The following is a 16,711-nucleotide window of genomic DNA, read 5'->3' as shown; positions in this document are numbered from 1 at the left end:
TTCGCTGGTATATCCACCCAGCTACATGTACAAAATGAGAAGTACAAAGAGATACATGTAAGCACAGGGAGAGGATATCAATGGGGAAATGGTCTGGTTGGTGCGTGCTGGCTCTATTGCTCGTGATGGGGGCCGTGTATTGGATGCCTGCAGAAGCAAAGGAAGAAAAGCCGGTTGTGACAGAAATGATGAAAGTACTAGAAGAGTCGGGCGCAACGGGTGTATCGGTTCAGGTACGCATGCGTACGGCGATGGGAGAAAGCCTGCTTCCTGAACAAGTAAAAGAGTTGGCGACGAAATGGGCACAACAACTTGAGATTCCGTTTTCCCCAAGCGAGCAATCGCGTAAACACAACATACTCGCATATAGGACTACATACACACAAAACGGCGTGGATCTGAGCTACGAGGTGACAGGAGTGCCTAAAAATGGAGCATTTTCTGTATATCTAGTACTTCAGTTATCTGGAAACCGTGATTCGCTACTATATATTGGACAAGTACAGGAAACCTTCACGAATGCCCTGCAAAGCGCCGACTTTATTCCGCAAATTAGCACTTGTATTCGCGGATTGTACAATGTTAAGATGGGTGTTGACCAACAGGAGGGTAAAATATTGTCGATTTTTGGTACTCTCCAGGCAACAGAATTAGAACGTTTGCAAGATGAGACGGTTGTCAGCATTTCAGGGTATACCCCTATGTGGGAATCATTCATCGCGTTAAACGGTCAAAAGATGAATCTACAGGTGGCTACGCATCGTGATAGCCATTCTGGAACATGGATTACGGTAGGTACACCAATCATCACTGTGGAATATTAGCACGCGGAGGGGTACACATTGGATAAAATTATTGTCCGTGGTGGTAAGGCATTGGCTGGAAATGTAAAAGTATCTGGCGCCAAAAATGCCGTACTCCCTATTATTGCAGCATCTATCTTGGCAGAAGAAGGGACTTGCGTCATCTCAGACGTACCAGGCCTCGACGATGTCCGGACGATATGCGACCTTTTGAAATCGATGGGAATCTCCCTTACATATGATCATGAAGTGCTGACGATCGATGCTTCCAAGCTTACGAGTGTAGAAGCGTCCTATGAACTGGTCCGCAAAATGCGCGCATCTTTCCTCGTGATGGGGCCGCTTTTAGCCAGAAAAGGACAAGCTCGTGTCGCTCTTCCGGGTGGATGTGCTATTGGTACACGCCCGATCGACCAGCACCTAAAAGGGTTTGAGGCTATGGGAGCCAAAATCGAAATCGGACAAGGGTTTATTGAAGCGACGGTAGAAGGACGATTGAAGGGTGCGAAAATCTACCTGGATATCGCTAGCGTCGGTGCAACAGAAAATATTATGATGGCCGCTGCTTTGGCAGAGGGAACCACATTGATCGAAAATGCGGCAGAAGAGCCGGAGATCGTTGATTTGGCGAACTTCCTGAACAGAATGGGAGCAAAAATCCGCGGTGCGGGCACAGGTTCGATCCGTATCGAAGGCGTGGAAAAGATGCAGGGCTGCACACATTGTGTCATTCCTGACCGCATTGAAGCAGGTACTTTCATGGTGGCTGCAGCGATTACTGGTGGGGATGTCTTTGTGGAAGGTGCGATTTGCGATCATCTCAAATCCGTGACCGCCAAGCTTCGTGAAATGGGCGTGGACATTGAGGAGCAAGAAAACGGCATTCGTGTACGCCGCACAGGCCCACTGAAAGCAGTTGACCTCAAAACGCTGCCATACCCTGGCTTCCCGACGGATATGCAGTCGCAAATGATGGCGCTTTTGCTTGTTTCAGAAGGAACGAGCATTGTGACCGAAACAGTATTTGAGAACCGCTTCATGCACGTGGAAGAGTTCCGTCGCATGAATGCAAACATCAAGATCGAAGGCCGCAGTGCCATCGTCGAAGGCGGTTCCAAGCTGACAGGCAGCAAGGTAGCAGCAACTGACTTGCGTGCGGGTGCAGCACTTGTACTGGCTGGGCTTGTTTCTGAGGGAGAGACTGAGGTTTCTGCCCTGCACCATATTGACCGTGGCTACGTGAACTTTACGGAAAAGCTGCTGGCTTTGGGAGCAGATGTAGAACGCGTGGTTCCAGCTCGTGAAAAAGCAGTTTCCGAAACCATCAAAGTAAGCTTCTCTCCTAATTTTGCTTGATAAATGCGTCAACCATATGGCAAAAACGAAAGATTCTCTGCGTATGCAGGGGGTCTTTTTTTCGTTCTCTCGACTCTCTCATTCTCTCGTTCTACCGCTCTGTTGCAGGACATAGACTTTAGTAGGTTATTTAAGACCTTTCGTGTCTAGTACGTAACGGGGAGGATCTCTTGCATGAAACGCTATCTACTCATGTGGTTTATCGCTTTGCCGATCTTGCTCGTCCTGATGCCTGCTGCTCTGGTCTTTTGGTTTTCACCAGAAATAAGCTCTGTCAGTCAGCCTACTGTGGCCGTCCCGGAGCCTGCCATACCGGCGATGAAGGAATCCGCATCCTCTCTGCCGGTTAAGGTGTACCGTACAGAAAAGAAGGCCGTGGAAACATTGCCGCTAGAAACGTATATTACGGGAGTCGTAGCGGCGGAAATGCCAGCCGAGTTCGAGCTGGAGGCTTTAAAAGCACAGGCGTTGGCGGCCAGGACCTATATCGTGCGCCGTTTAAAAGAGGGCAAGTTTGATGATGTGCCATCAGGCGGTCAGGTCTTGGATACGGTGCAGCATCAAGTCTATATGGATGAAAAGCAACGGCGTGAACGTTGGGGAGACCAGTACGAATGGAAAAACAAACGCATCCAGCAAGCCGTTATGGCAACAGCAGGGGTGATCTTGACCTATCAGAACGAGCCCATTGACGCGACGTTTTTTTCCACCAGTAATGGTTTTACAGAGAACTCGGATGAATATTGGGAAAAGCCCATTCCTTATTTGAAGAGCGTTGCGAGTCCTTGGGATATTCAGTCTCCTCGTTATGAGGAAACGGTCGTCCTGTCCACAGTGGAGCTAGAAAAGAATTTGGGCGTCAAGCTCACTCAGGAGGCTTCTACCAGTGGTTCCTGGTATCGGATCGAATCGCATACAACTGGAAACCGCGTAGGAACCATCAGCATTGGCGGCAAAGAATTTACTGGACGAGAGTTTCGTGAAAAGCTGAATTTGAATTCTTCCTCTTTTACGTTGGACTTGCGTGGCAATCAGGTCTTCATTACGACCAAAGGGTACGGTCATGGTGTCGGGATGAGCCAGTGGGGAGCAAATGGAATGGCCAAAAGCGGCAAAAGTGCGGAGCAAATCGTCAAACACTTCTATCAAGGAATTAGTCTGCAAGAGTATAAAAGAGTGATCTCAGCTTAAAAGAAAAGCAAATTTTTACTTTTCCCTACTCTCTCAGGTTTATACGCCAAAATTCTGGCGATACTGAGGGATGAGGTGATGAATAAAATGGAAGATCAAAAAAATCAAAATCAACCGATTCCATTCAAGAAGGCAAGTTCTTGGAAAAAAGTTTTGGGCAAGAAATGGGCGTTTCCTGCAATCTACATCGGCACCGCAGCAATCATTCTCGCTTTTGTGATGTGGTATCAGGGCAATGTCATGGACACGGTATCCAAAATGACGAATGGCACAGATGGCGTGGCAGTGACAACTCCTACAGCTCCTGAGACGACTACACCGCAAAACGAAGAAGCGGTACCTGCTACAAGTGGCGTACAACCACTCGCTTGGCCAGTAGGAAAAGGCGTACAGTACAATGTGGGCATGAACTACTATGATGAGAAAGCCTCCAAGGAAAATCAGCAAAAAGCATTGGTGAGCTTCGACAACACCTTCTATCCGCACACAGGGATTGACCTCGTATCCACGGATGGAAAGGGCTTTGATGTCATCGCAGCTCTTGCGGGTAAAGTAGTAAAAGTGGTGAACGATCCACTTGTCGGCAACGAGATTGAGATTGAGCACGCTGGCAAAATGATTACGGTATATCAAAGTATGGAAAGCGTTACAGTCAAACCAGGAGATGAAGTGACACAAGGTCAAGTAATCGGGTCTGCTGGACGCAACACCCTTGAAAAAGACGCTGGCGCACATCTTCACTTTGAAGTTCGCATCGATAACAAGCCTGTCAATCCAGAGCAATACTTGATTCAGGCTGATACGGAAGGAAAAAATCAATAACCAATGAATGTAGAAAAACACCTGCAAACAACAACAATTGCAGGTGTTTTTTTGCATGTAGTACAAACTGTTGAAAAAAGATGCGGCCGTGCTGGCTTGTCAGGCTTGGAAACGTAGAATATGTGTCCCTACGCACCCATATATTGTATCAGACAATGTAGATACGAGGAGGCGAGTAATGTGCACGACTACATCAAAGAGCGGACCATCAAAATCGGCCGATATATTGTAGAGACAAGAAATACGGTTCGGATGATCGCCAAAGAGTTCGGTGTTTCGAAAAGTACTGTGCACAAGGACTTGACTGAGCGGCTGCCTGAGATAAATCCAGAGTTGGCGAACCAGGTTAAGGAAATTTTGGAATACCACAAAGCCATCAGACATCTTCGGGGGGGCGAAGCGACCAAAATTAAGTACAAACGACGTAGTAAAAAAGTACGAGTAGAACAGGAGGAGAGTGTGTAAGAAAGAATTTCCTTGTCCTCTCACGTAGAAGAGCCTATGATATTAGGTAGAAATGTAACTGGTAATCAGGGAGGACCTTTCATGTTTGGCAAAGATATCGGAATCGACTTGGGCACGGCCAATGTCTTGGTTTTTGTAAAAGGCAAGGGAATTGTCCTAGACGAACCATCTGTCGTGGCAATAGACAGTAAAACCAGAAAAGTTTTGGCCGTAGGAAATGAAGCCTATCGCATGGTAGGCCGCACCCCGGGAAATATCGTAGCGATCCGACCTTTGCGAGAAGGGGTTATCGCGGATTTTGAAATCACAGAGGCAATGCTGAAGCATTTCTTAAACAAAATTGGTGGAAAGAGCATGTTTGCCCGTCCGCGCATTTTGATTTGCTGCCCGACCAACATCACCTCTGTTGAGCAAAAGGCAATTCGCGAAGCGGCTGAGCGCAGCGGTGGAGCAAGAGAAGTATTTATCGAAGAAGAACCGAAAGTTGCCGCAGTTGGGGCAGGTATGGACATTTTTCAGCCGTCCGGTAATATGGTAGTGGATATCGGTGGGGGAACGACCGATGTAGCGGTATTGTCGATGGGCGATATTGTCACGTCTTCCTCCATTAAAATAGCAGGCGATACATTCGATGTGGCTATTATGCGTTACATAAAAAATAAATACAAATTGCTAATTGGAGAGCGTACGGCTGAAGATATCAAGGTTCAGATTGGAACCGTATCCGGCGGACGCCAGGACGAAATGGACATTCGGGGTCGAGACATGGTAAGCGGCTTGCCGCAAACGATTACCATTCGCTCCAATGAAGTCCAGGAAGCCCTGGCTGAGTCGGTGAGTGCGATTGTACAAGCTTCAAAATCTGTTTTAGAACGAACGCCTCCGGAGCTTTCTGCCGATATAATTGATAAGGGTGTTTTCCTGACCGGTGGCGGCGCATTATTGCACGGTATTGACGAGATTCTGGCAGAGGAGCTGAAGGTTCCTGTGCTGGTAGCGGACGAGCCAATGATGTGCGTTGCAAAAGGAACAGGAATGATGCTGGACTATTTGGACAAGGTGCCGGCTCACTCGAATAAGCGATTATTCAGGGGGTAAGATTTACGTGATCAGAGGCTTGTATACGTCTGCATCTGGCATGCTGGCTTTGCAAAACAGGCAAGAATCGCTGGCGAACAATTTAGCAAATATCAATACACCCGGGTTCAAACAGGACGTGGGTGTCATGCGTGCATTTCCGGAGCAATTGCTCTCACGCATGAATGATCATGAGGGACTGGATGTTCCGGGCATCCCTACTATGCCTGGACAGCCTGCCATTATCGGGCGTTTGCACACAGGGGTATACATGTCGGAGGCGCTACCGAATTTTGCGCAGGGGGATATTGAAGAGACACGCAATCCGTATGACCTTGCGTTGATGGACAATATTCAGCCAGATCAGAATGGCAATGAGCGGCGGTTGTTTTACAGTGTGGCGCGGATTGAACAAGCAAACTTGGCACAGCCAGTGCAAGAAGAGGATATTCGCTACACACGGAATGGCAACTGGAGCGTGAATAACGCTGGTTATCTGGTGACAGCGGAAGGGTATTATGTTCTGGATAATCGGAATCAGGCGATTCGAATCAATAAGAACGACGCAAGTAATGCACAGCCTAACGAAAATGCCGGCAAGAATGTAAAGATTGATGAAAAAGGCAAGTTGTGGAATGAGTACTTTAACAGTGGAACGGGCGAAACAGTACTCGATGATATGAACATTGAGCTTGGATTGAATGTTATTACGGATCCTTCTAAGCTGATGCGGGAAGGCAATAACGTCTTTCGCTACCAAGGCGATTTTGCCATTCAGGGAATACAGGCAGCAGAACAAGATGATCAGGATGCACTTACTAGAGGAGACTACGATGTTTCAAAAGTCAAGGGACGCTATGGAACGCAACAGGGATGGCGGGAACGCTCAAATGTAGACCCAGCCCAAACAATGACGAGCATGATGAGTGTCTTGCGAGCCTATGAAGCTAATCAAAAAGTAATTACTACGATCGATGGTACGTTGGAAAAGGCTGTTAATGAAATTGGTCGAGTAAACGGATAATAGGAGGGGAAAGGATGCAATCACTAAATATCTCTACATCAGCAATGCGCGGGATTCAGCAAGCATTGGACAATACGGCCAATAATCTCGCGAATATAGATTCTGCTGGTTATCAGCGCCGAGTCGCATCGTTCTCTGAACTACTTTCCGATTCAATGAACGAGCAGCCAGCAGAAGACATCGTGAATCGAAATTCCCCAAAGGGGATTCGAATCGGCAGCGGTGCTCGCCTTGGCTTGTCCAAGTTGGATCTCTCGCCAGGAACTGTCAAGGTTACTGATGTGCCAACGGACTTAATGATTGAGGGAGACGGATATTTTGCTGTGAGTCGTCGAACCATGATAAATGGAAACCTTCAAGAAAAGTTCTATTTTACTCGCGACGGCAATTTTAAAGTAAGTCAGTATGGTACTAATAATGAATTTGTTTTAACCAATTCTAATGGGGATTTTCTCATTGGAGATAATGGCGAACCTATTACGATCCCGGATCCAACAAAGCCTTTTACCATTAATTCTGATGGTGGCATTGTAGTCGGTGATGATCCGAATCCGATCAATACGATTCGGGTTTGGAAAGTAAATAATCCAGATCAGTTGGAGCAAGTAGGTAAAAATTTATTTGATGCTGAGCTTGACTCGGTTAAGCAACCATCTGATAAATATGTCAATGCCATCGATGAAGGTATCGCTAAAGTTCGCCAAGGCGCACTGGAAGGTTCCAATGTTAGCATGACAGAGGAAATGTCCCAACTGGTGAACATTCAACGTGCGTATCAATTGAACTCACGTGCAATCGGCATCAGTGATCAAATGATGGGCATTGCCAACCAACTGAGAAGCAGATAAACCCATATCATTTCAACATGACGGAGGAGAGGAGCATGGAACAAGGGAAGAGCAAACGTTTCCCGCGTCAGACCGAAGAGGTTAAGTCAAAAGCAAGAGAGCGGGAACGGAGCGGCAAAAATTGGCGGCTGAGAGTTGCCAAGATGGTGCTGGTCCCACTCCTGCTGTTTTTCTCACTGGTCATTGGTCTGATGATCGGTTACGGTGGGGTTGGCAAGAAGCCAATGTCTGATGTATTCGATCCAGGAACCTACAAACATATGTGGGATTTAATGTTTGAAGATACGTAAAAACGAAGCTGGACAAGCCCGAACCTATGGTTGGGGCTCCTATTTTTTCGAGGACTTGTTGTGGTGTTTGTCCACGGAGTATAATAGGTCGAGTGGTTGAAAAAGGAAGTGACGATTTGAATACGGAGGGATGATGTCCGTGAATCTTCCTAATTTGCTTACGATCTTTCGCATCGTGCTCATCCCTTTGTACCTGTATGTCTTTTTTTCGGAGTTTCCGTATCATGTTGAAATCGCTTTAGGCATTTTGATTTTGGCGGGAGTGACCGATGTTGCGGACGGGTACATCGCGCGGAAGCATAAGCTTGTGACCACCATCGGAATGATGTTAGATCCTCTGGCAGATAAATTAATGATGCTGGCGGTCATCGCCTCATTATTTTTGACGGATCGAATCAGTGTATGGGCCGCCCTATTTTTCTTTGTGCGCGATCTGGCCATGATAGTAACAGGAGCTGTTTACCATTTCCGTGGCAAAAAAACTGTCCCGGCAAATGCCTATGGCAAGCTGACAACCGTTCTTTTGTATCTGGTCATTCCGCTCGTTATGTACCGTTATGAGTACAGTGAAGCGATACTTTGGTCGGTTATAGCGTTCTCCTTTATTGCGAGTGCGATTTATCTGGCAAAGGCTCGACTATTGAACCGCGTGTAAGGGTTCCTACACGTTGAAAAAGAGCACTTCCGCTTTTGGGAGGAAGTGCCCCTTTTATCTTAATCCCGCTTGTCCGTTTAACTGGGGCGGGAGTTATGTATATTGTTTCGTTGGTCAAAGGGTATTCATGCATAGACAAGTCTAGTTAAGTATGGAAATGGAGCGATACATAATGGAAATCAAAGCGCCTTTGGATATTATGCAAATTCAGGAAATCATCCCGCACCGTTACCCGTTTTTGTTGATAGACAAAATTGAAGAGCTGGAGTTAGGAAAAAGAGCAGTTGGAATTAAAAATGTCACGGTAAATGAACCGTTTTTCCAAGGTCATTTTCCTGGTTATCCAGTCATGCCTGGCGTCCTTATTGTGGAAGCGTTAGCACAGGTTGGAGCAGTAGCGATGCTCAGCATGGAGGAACATCAAGGAAAAATCGGGCTGTTTGCAGGTATTGATGAATTCCGTTTCAAAGATCAGGTGAAGCCGGGAGATACACTGGTACTAGAGGTTGAGCTTACTCGTGTACGTGGTACCGTCGGCAAAGGGCATGGAAGAGCACTGGTAAATGGGAAAGTAGTAGCAGAGGGTGGATTAATGTTTGCCCTGACGGCAGGAAATAAGGCACATTCATGATCATCTTGAATGTGCCTTTCTTTTCGGGTAGAATGGCTAATGGGCAACTCCATGCATTGAAGGTGAAGAAATGACCAAACAGGTCGCAACCATATTAGATGTGCCATTTACGACTCGCGGTTTTCGTGAGACTGTCGATCATATAACGGAGCGCATACAAGGCGGTCAAAAGACTCACGTGGTGACAGCCAATCCGGAAATCGTCATGGTAGCGAGAGAGAATCGCGCTTTCCGTTCTATTGTAGAACAAGCCTATGTCGTTCCAGACGGAATTGGAATCGTGTACGCTGCTAAATGGACGAATCAGCCGATTTATGAGCGCGTTACCGGTGTGGAGCTTCTGGAAGCGCTCATGGCGAAAGCCGATCAGCATCAGTGGGGCGTTTATTTACTCGGCGCCAAGCCAGATGTCATTCATTTGGCAAAAGACAAACTGAGTGCTCGTTACCCGAACGCCCGAATCGTCGGATGTCGGGATGGCTATTTTCGCCCAGAGGAAGAAAGTCAAATTGTACAGGAAATTGCCGAAGCGAAACCGCAGCTCCTGTTCGTCGCGCTGGGTGCACCCAGACAAGACGAATGGATGGCGAAGTATCGCGATCAGTTAAATGCCTCCCTGATGATGGGGGTAGGCGGAAGCTTTGACGTCATTTCCGGGAAAGTGAAGCGCGCTCCCGAGATTTGGCAAAAACTGCATTTGGAATGGTTTTATCGACTTGCTTCTGAGCCTTCCCGCTGGAAGCGTCAACTGGCTATTCCTCGGTTTGTTCTAACCGTACTGAAAGAAAAATGGAGTAGCCGTTCCTAGATGCATCCGTAGAGAGGAGAACAGTCGATGTCTACACTAATCCTCGGATTTCTGACTTCGCTGATCATATCATTTATTGCAACACCGTATGTAAAAAACCTAGCTGTAAAAGTAGGAGCAGTGGATGCTCCGAACCAGCGCAAGGTACACACGCGAATCATGCCACGTATGGGTGGCTTGGCAATTTATATCGGTTATCTGGTTGCGTTCTTCCTATTTGTCCCGCATACAAGCATGTCGGAAATGCTGGGAATTTTCATCGGAAGTACGATTGTTATGGTCGTCGGCATGCTCGATGACAAATACCAGCTCTCGCCAAAATGGAAGCTGCTCGGACAGCTAGTCGCAACAGCGATTGTCGTCATACCTTTTGGCTTGAAGATCGGCGTCGTGAATCTGCCGTATAGCGGAAGCATTGATTTTAGCAGTGGCTGGCTTGTCTGGCTCGCGATTCCGATCACGATGTTTTGGATTGTCGGTGTAACCAACGCAGTGAACCTGATTGACGGTCTCGATGGCTTGTCGGCAGGTGTGTCAGCAATTGCTGCAGGGACAATGGGTGTCATGGCCTTGTTGATGGATGATTACAAGGTATCGGCCTACTGTTTCGTGCTCCTTGGAGCGATCCTGGGCTTTCTCTACTTTAACTTTCATCCGGCTCGTCTGTTCATGGGCGACACCGGTTCGCTTTTCTTAGGCTTCAACCTGGCTGCACTATCCATCATGGGCTTTAAAGAAGCGTTGTTCGTTTCCTTTATCATTCCAATCGTCGTGCTGGGTGTACCGCTCTGGGATACGTTCTTCGCCATCGTGCGCAGGATCGTGAACAAAAAGCCGATTTCGAGCCCAGACAAAGGGCATTTGCATCACTGTTTGCTGAACATGGGTCTGTCGCACCGCTCGACTGTACTCACGATTTACTCGATCAGCATTTTCTTCGGGACGATGGCGATTCTGCTGACGAAGACGACAAAGTGGACTACGATTATTGTCATGGTCGCGCTGCTGATAGTTATTCATCTCGGAACAGAGATCGTTGGACTCGTTAGCCGCCGTCACCGTCCACTGATTAATGCGTATCGACGGATCAAAATTAAACAGACAGAGCAACAGCGTCGGACGAACTAAAAACAAACAGAACCCTAGCATCTAATGGTGCTAGGGCTTTTTTTCGCCAAAATTTAAGGGGAAACACTTAAGTGCAGAAGGGAATTGTCCGATAAAGATAGGGAGATTTACATTGTCTCATTACTAGTGTGGGACACATAAGAGGTTTCATAAATAAACGGAGAGGTGAAAATATGAACAAGTCCTATCAACAATTCCGTCGTTGGCTGGTCATGTGCCTGACGATGATGTTAATTGTTACAGGTATGTTGCCAGCAATGCCAGCTTCTGCGGCGCTGGGTTCCAACTGGTCAGGTTTCCAGACACTACCTGACTATGTTGTGACACCGACACCACCTGCTACTAATGGCGATGGTAAAAGTTATAGCACACCGATCAAGACCCTAAGCAAACTGATCCATGGAGTCGAACTTACTTACACCGATAGCACCAAAAATGGTCAAGGCGTAGACGTACTGATTGATAATGTTCTACTTGCGAATAATCAACTATTCGATAACAGCAAAATTAAACTGCCAGATTTTTATTTGAACAGCAGTGGAGCAGTCACAAAAGTTACAGTGAGGCCAAAAGTAACGGTTGATGCAACGAAAGATACAGCAGAGATTTTCTTCCAGTACTCACCAAACCCTTCTGCTCCAGGTGTAGGTCCGCTAAAATTTGATAATGGCGGAGATGGTAAACATCAAAGTGCCCCTATAAAGGTAACAAATCGAACAGTAACGGATTTGAAATACGAATATACTGTTTCAGACAAATTGGATAAAACACGGGCTGTAGAGGTTCAAGTAAACGGCATAACCGTTAGAACTGTAACCGGTTCTTCTCGAGGTATCTTGCCAGATATCGATCTATCTCCTGGACTGAATGCAATTCAGTTGTTTGCGCCGAATACAGGAGAGCGCGCTATTGTCTATTACGAGTACAACTCGCAGAACAGCCCAATTTCCATTACCAACTTCTCTGGAGGAACGACAGCCTATACCCCAGTGATTTATGGAGACTCTACGATAACCTTAGTTGGTACGTATGGCAGTGGAGTAACAGGAAGCAGCTTGCGACTGAAGCTGATCACGAACAACGGCACTTCCATTCAAGACTTGGCCAATACTGCGCCAGCGATTAATGGCAGCAACTTTACATTTAGCAACATTGGCTTGAAGCCTGGTCTGAATCAGATCGCTTTCTATGAAAAAGTAGGAAACGTAACAAAAGAGCACTACCAGTTCTATGTTCAATACAACAACACACCACTTGTCAGTGACTTGAAAGTAAATGACACACCGCTGAACGATCCGAATGTCAACACTAGTCCAACTTATATCACGGTTCCATCACTCAACCGTCTGAATTTGAATCTGGACGGGAAAGCGCTCAATGCAGATACCGTTGAAGTGAAAAACCTGCGTACAGGTGATGTAGTTAAAACACAGGTGAACCGAACTGGTTCATTTGGATTGAGTGTACCATCCCAGCTTGGTGAAAATACTTTGGAAATCAGAGTCTTTAACCAAAATAAAGAGGTAGGTACCTTTGTCCGTAAGCTGTTGGTCACCACTACATCCTCTGGAAGCTCAGATCAATTTTATAAAGTAATGTTGGGGGCAATACCACTTTTGCCTAACCAGCAAGCGACGATATCAGGTCCTTCTTCTTCTTCTGCTATGGAGTTGAATGGCGCCGCACTGTTAAAATTTGTAGACATTGCTGGTGAGCAACAGTTCCAGGAATTTAAAATTACCATCTCCGAGGGTGCGACGAAAAAAGAATACAAGAATGCAGACGGGGTAACCTTTACTCCGATTGGCAACCCACAAAGCGGATTTACGGAATATGCAGTAAAAATGTCGGTGCCAGCGGATAGCTTCGTAGATGGTAAAACGTACAAAGTATCTTTGAGCTATCAATACCTGACAAAGGCTTCGGATAATACTGTAACGTCTCCATCGGGTTTCATTAATGTTGCGAATTACGAGTACGAATTCAAATACTTGGATAGCTCTAAACCGAGCATTTCACAAGTGATTAATTTGGCAAACGCACAAGTATTGTCTCCGACGGCTACGAATATTATTGTTGCTTCACCGTTGGAATTGAAGGCAGTTACAAAAAATATTACAACTCCTACTAATGCAAAAATTACGTATAACGGCCAAGCATTGACTTCTGCCGACTATGTAATTACGCCAGCAACATCGCCAGCGAAAGATGAATTTACACTTACCCTGAAAAAGCTGCCACAGGGTCAAGGGAAACTGGTCATTGACTATGTAGAAAATTCAAATTCGCTATCTGTTGCTTATACGCTGGATATTCGCATTACTCCATTTGCCCAAATCACTTATGTAGATGCAACTGGACAGGTACGCAGTTTTGAAGACGGATATCAAGTAAAGAGTGAGAATGACATTCGAAATCTCGACGGGAAAGTGTACAACTATGTTTTGAAGAATGATAACATTGAGGCAACGTTAAACGGTGCATCTATCGAGATTTCAGATATTATTACTGACAAGGGCACATTCCTTATTAAGAAAGGCGTGCTTAAATACAAAAAAGGCAACAACGTCCTGAAAATCACCTTGAAAGACGATCCAAAAACAGTATTCACCTATAACGTTTCTTACAACTCATCCAAGACGCCATCTGTCGAGGATGTGAAGCTTGAAATTATATCCAATGGTGAAAGTGAAGAACTGACCAAGAAAGCTGGAGATGCATCTTATAAGACAGGTGCCAACTTCCTGACTAACTTGAGCTTTACAGTAAATGATGCAACACATGTCTACATTGAAAAGAACGGGAAGCGTATCAATGATTTCCGCTACAAGAGTGGAGATTGGGACCAAGATACGACGAACCAAGAGTACGTAAAAGCACGCCTCGAAGCAGCGTTGAATAACGATTTGGAAGAATTGTATGATGATCACAACATTGATTCACAATCTCGCACCCGTTTTGAAGGGAAGATGAGCACGAAGAAATATGGCGATCTTGTAGAAGAAGTACAAGATGCTGTGACAAATGCCAAAGATCAGGAACAGAAACTGGCCCTCTTCCCACTGACGCTGAAAAAGGGTGGCACGACAGTCTACACAATCGTAGCAGAAGATGACAATGGAACTGTCATTCGCTATGACATCAATATCGATCAGAAGTATTCCAGCTGGGAAGTTTTGTCCCCGGTAAAAGCAAAAGAATCCGATCCGCACATTATCGTGAATAGCAACAGTGCAGTGGTGAAAGTGTTTGCTGAAAATGCGGACAAAGTACTGTTCGGCAAAACAGAAGCAAAAGTAACCAATACAAGCAACCCTGACTTCTATTACGATGACAAACAGGGCAAGACCATACCAGAGACTTATTATGTGTTTACGTCAACTGTTCCACTTAAAAAAGGTCTAAACACGATTAAGTTCTCGGTTGTGGTAGGCGGTAGCACCTATAAAGACGAAATCAAAATTTACAATGCGAGCTCGACTGTAAATGGTGCAGAATATCGTGATGTATTAGGAAAGAAAACCACATTCAGTGTATTTGACAAGCAGTTTGAGCTGAAGTTCCCGAAAGGTACCGTCTTGCTGTCGCCGGATGATAGCCGTGCTGGCCAAGAAGTGAAGAATCCAAACGGAGATATTTTTGTTGATGTACCTCTATACTTCGGTATGGCAGACCGGACAACAGGACAAATAAACATCGACGAGGATAATCTGGAAGAACGACTGGTACTAGAAGCAAACTTCAACTATGCAAGTCCCCTGTACTATGTAGATGCAGGTGATACAGAAGCTCCGGGTGGTCGTGATCCATACTTCGATGAAGGCGATGCGGAAGACTTCAAGAGTCGTTGGCAAGACAATCTGGTTCCTAGCCTTCGCGGTACAATTACCATCAAATACGATCCATCCATTGTAAACGCAGCGAATAACATCCTGACCGTTTTCTACCACAATGGGGATGAATGGAAAAATATTGGTGGCGTAGTGAGTACAAGCAAAAAGACTGTTACCGTGCCGTTTGCTGGTTTTGGTTATTACATGGTCATGAAGACGAGAGAAACATACGATGATGTCATCGGACATGATTTCGCTCGTGATGCAATTGAGACGCTGTACGCTAAAGGAATCATGCCAGCATACAGTGGAAGCAGCTTCGGCGCTAACCGTGACATGACTCGTGGCGAATTTGCAACGATGCTAGTCAAAGCGATGGATCTCCCAATTAACGCTGGACCATATCGGGATAGCAACGAGCGTGATCCGTTAGAACCGACCTTTACCGATGTTCGTCCGAATCGCAATTCGTGGGATTATGAGTACAAATATATCGAGACAGCTGCTCGTGCTGGGATTATCCGTGGAAAACAACCCGGCTACTTCCGTCCAGATGAAAATCTTACTCGCGAAGAAGCTGCAATCATGATCTCACGTGCGCTTAATCTCAAATTGGGCACACTCGATGCTTCCAAACTGGCTTTGAACAAAATGTTCACAGATGCCAAAGACGTTAGCTACTATGCAGCTCCATCCGTACTTGCTGTCAGCAAGGCGAAACTGATGAACGGCGAAATAGATAATCCAGGTGAGAAAAAGTCAACCTACAGCTTCAAACCAACAAACAACCTGACTCGTGCTGAGATGGCTGTCATCACTATTCGTGTCATGGTCCAACTCAAAAAACTGCCTAAGCAGTAAGCCGAGATATTTCGCCATATATAATAGAAGAAAAGCTGAAGAGGTCATCGCCTCTTCAGCTTTTTTCATGGAGAAACTACTCTTCTTCAACATCGCCAACCGCGTCTACAGGAACCTCCACATATTCCTTTTCTCCCAGCACGATCTGAGCTTGTCCATTCGTCAAATCAACCATCCGTGCGACAAACTCATCCTGGTCCCCCTCAGGGATCAACACATGCGCAGTCACCTTGTCTGTAAAATCCGTACCACTCACGCGATGTTCGCCCAGACGCAGTTCGTTCTCGACCTTGCCCCACCATGTATAGTCCACGCTGATAGAGATCGTCTGATGCAGCGTGTGCACCACGATCTTTGCAGCCTTCAATGCAGTGACGGTTCCAGCTGTATAAGCCCGAACGAGTCCACCGGCCCCAAGCTTGATTCCGCCGAAATAGCGAGTGACGACTACGACCGTATCCTTCACGCCATTTTTCTTGATGCATTCTAGGATCGGCTTGCCTGCCGTGCCGCTAGGCTCTCCATCATCGCTCGAGCGCTGAATCTGATCGTTTTCGCCGATGACAAAAGCAGAACAGTTATGAGTAGCGTCCCAGTGCTTCTTTTTGATCATCGCGATAAATGCTGTCGCTTCTTCCTCGGTGGTAACTCGCTGGGCATATCCGATAAAACGGGAGCGCTCAATGACGATATAGTCCTCACCGTAGCCAGCGATGGTTTTGTATTGGGTAAGCATCGTACAATCACCTCAAGAAAAGGATAGCATGCCAAAGAAATGTTGGCGAACACTGAAATGTTTTTGACACATAATCGTAGTACTCTATGTGGTGCTTGTGGAATAAAAAAGGAAAGGGAGGAGTTCCTTATGATTCCCTTATGAAAATGCTGGTATGGCATAATTTTGCGTGTGAGAAGGATA

At 46.2% G+C, this 16,711-nt stretch carries 15 protein-coding genes; 14 read left to right on the top strand and 1 reads right to left on the bottom strand.

Translation table 11 applies throughout. From position 1 onward, the window contains the following. Positions 1–80: 80 nt before the first annotated feature. The 14 genes from ACUUHJ_RS29075 to ACUUHJ_RS29010 all read left to right on the top strand — a co-directional run bounded on the left by ACUUHJ_RS29075 (position 81) and on the right by ACUUHJ_RS29010 (position 15,792). On the top strand, positions 81–824 hold the full coding sequence (locus ACUUHJ_RS29075) for a YwmB family TATA-box binding protein (RefSeq protein WP_472300739.1): 744 nt from the start codon (positions 81–83) through the stop codon (positions 822–824). 18 nt (positions 825–842) lie between these two features. Further along, positions 843–2,159: a UDP-N-acetylglucosamine 1-carboxyvinyltransferase gene (gene murA, locus ACUUHJ_RS29070; RefSeq protein WP_289674919.1), complete on the top strand. Its 1,317-nt coding sequence runs from the start codon at positions 843–845 to the stop codon at positions 2,157–2,159. A 174-nt stretch (positions 2,160–2,333) separates the two neighbouring features. After that, positions 2,334–3,350, top strand: coding sequence for a stage II sporulation protein D (gene spoIID, locus ACUUHJ_RS29065; protein WP_472300738.1), 1,017 nt, complete (start codon positions 2,334–2,336; stop codon positions 3,348–3,350). Positions 3,351–3,437: 87 nt separating this feature from the next. After that, complete coding sequence (locus ACUUHJ_RS29060) at positions 3,438–4,172, top strand: peptidoglycan DD-metalloendopeptidase family protein (RefSeq protein ID WP_472300737.1); 735 nt, start codon at positions 3,438–3,440, stop codon at positions 4,170–4,172. A gap of 180 nt (positions 4,173–4,352) precedes the next feature. After that, entirely contained in the window at positions 4,353–4,637 is a 285-nt protein-coding gene (gene spoIIID / locus ACUUHJ_RS29055) for a sporulation transcriptional regulator SpoIIID (RefSeq protein ID WP_003388385.1), read from the top strand. Positions 4,638–4,718: 81 nt separating this feature from the next. Then, the gene (gene mreB, locus ACUUHJ_RS29050) at positions 4,719–5,735 is read left to right on the top strand and encodes a rod shape-determining protein (RefSeq protein ID WP_289674915.1); all 1,017 of its coding nucleotides are present in this window, start codon (positions 4,719–4,721) and stop codon (positions 5,733–5,735) included. A 7-nt stretch (positions 5,736–5,742) separates the two neighbouring features. Then, positions 5,743–6,738 carry a flagellar hook-basal body protein gene (locus ACUUHJ_RS29045; RefSeq protein WP_289674913.1) on the top strand — a complete coding sequence of 332 codons (996 nt, stop codon included), beginning with the start codon at positions 5,743–5,745 and terminating at the stop codon, positions 6,736–6,738. A 14-nt stretch (positions 6,739–6,752) separates the two neighbouring features. Further along, on the top strand, positions 6,753–7,586 hold the full coding sequence (locus ACUUHJ_RS29040) for a flagellar hook-basal body protein (RefSeq protein WP_289674912.1): 834 nt from the start codon (positions 6,753–6,755) through the stop codon (positions 7,584–7,586). A 35-nt stretch (positions 7,587–7,621) separates the two neighbouring features. Then, complete coding sequence (locus ACUUHJ_RS29035; RefSeq protein ID WP_015893597.1) at positions 7,622–7,876, top strand: DNA-directed RNA polymerase subunit beta; 255 nt, start codon at positions 7,622–7,624, stop codon at positions 7,874–7,876. Between the two features lie 133 nt (positions 7,877–8,009). After that, the gene (locus tag ACUUHJ_RS29030) at positions 8,010–8,531 is read left to right on the top strand and encodes a CDP-alcohol phosphatidyltransferase family protein (RefSeq protein WP_015893596.1); all 522 of its coding nucleotides are present in this window, start codon (positions 8,010–8,012) and stop codon (positions 8,529–8,531) included. Between the two features lie 172 nt (positions 8,532–8,703). Then, on the top strand, positions 8,704–9,162 hold the full coding sequence (gene fabZ / locus ACUUHJ_RS29025) for a 3-hydroxyacyl-ACP dehydratase FabZ (RefSeq protein WP_173605649.1): 459 nt from the start codon (positions 8,704–8,706) through the stop codon (positions 9,160–9,162). Between the two features lie 70 nt (positions 9,163–9,232). Then, positions 9,233–9,970, top strand: coding sequence for a WecB/TagA/CpsF family glycosyltransferase (locus ACUUHJ_RS29020; protein WP_472300736.1), 738 nt, complete (start codon positions 9,233–9,235; stop codon positions 9,968–9,970). Positions 9,971–9,997: 27 nt separating this feature from the next. Then, complete coding sequence (locus ACUUHJ_RS29015; RefSeq protein ID WP_064200423.1) at positions 9,998–11,098, top strand: glycosyltransferase family 4 protein; 1,101 nt, start codon at positions 9,998–10,000, stop codon at positions 11,096–11,098. A 173-nt stretch (positions 11,099–11,271) separates the two neighbouring features. Further along, a complete protein-coding gene (locus ACUUHJ_RS29010; protein ID WP_472300735.1) occupies positions 11,272–15,792 on the top strand; it encodes an S-layer homology domain-containing protein in 4,521 nt (1,506 codons plus the stop codon). Positions 15,793–15,868: 76 nt separating this feature from the next. On the opposite strand, the gene ACUUHJ_RS29005 is transcribed toward ACUUHJ_RS29010, so the two are convergent. Further along, positions 15,869–16,528 carry a YigZ family protein gene (locus ACUUHJ_RS29005; RefSeq protein ID WP_289674908.1) on the bottom strand — a complete coding sequence of 220 codons (660 nt, stop codon included), beginning with the start codon at positions 16,526–16,528 and terminating at the stop codon, positions 15,869–15,871. Between the last annotated feature and the right edge of the window lie 183 nt (positions 16,529–16,711).

This window comes from Brevibacillus schisleri, assembly GCF_055685845.1.
Note: the sequence above shows the minus strand (reverse complement) of the source record. Positions and strands in the feature narration are given on the sequence as shown.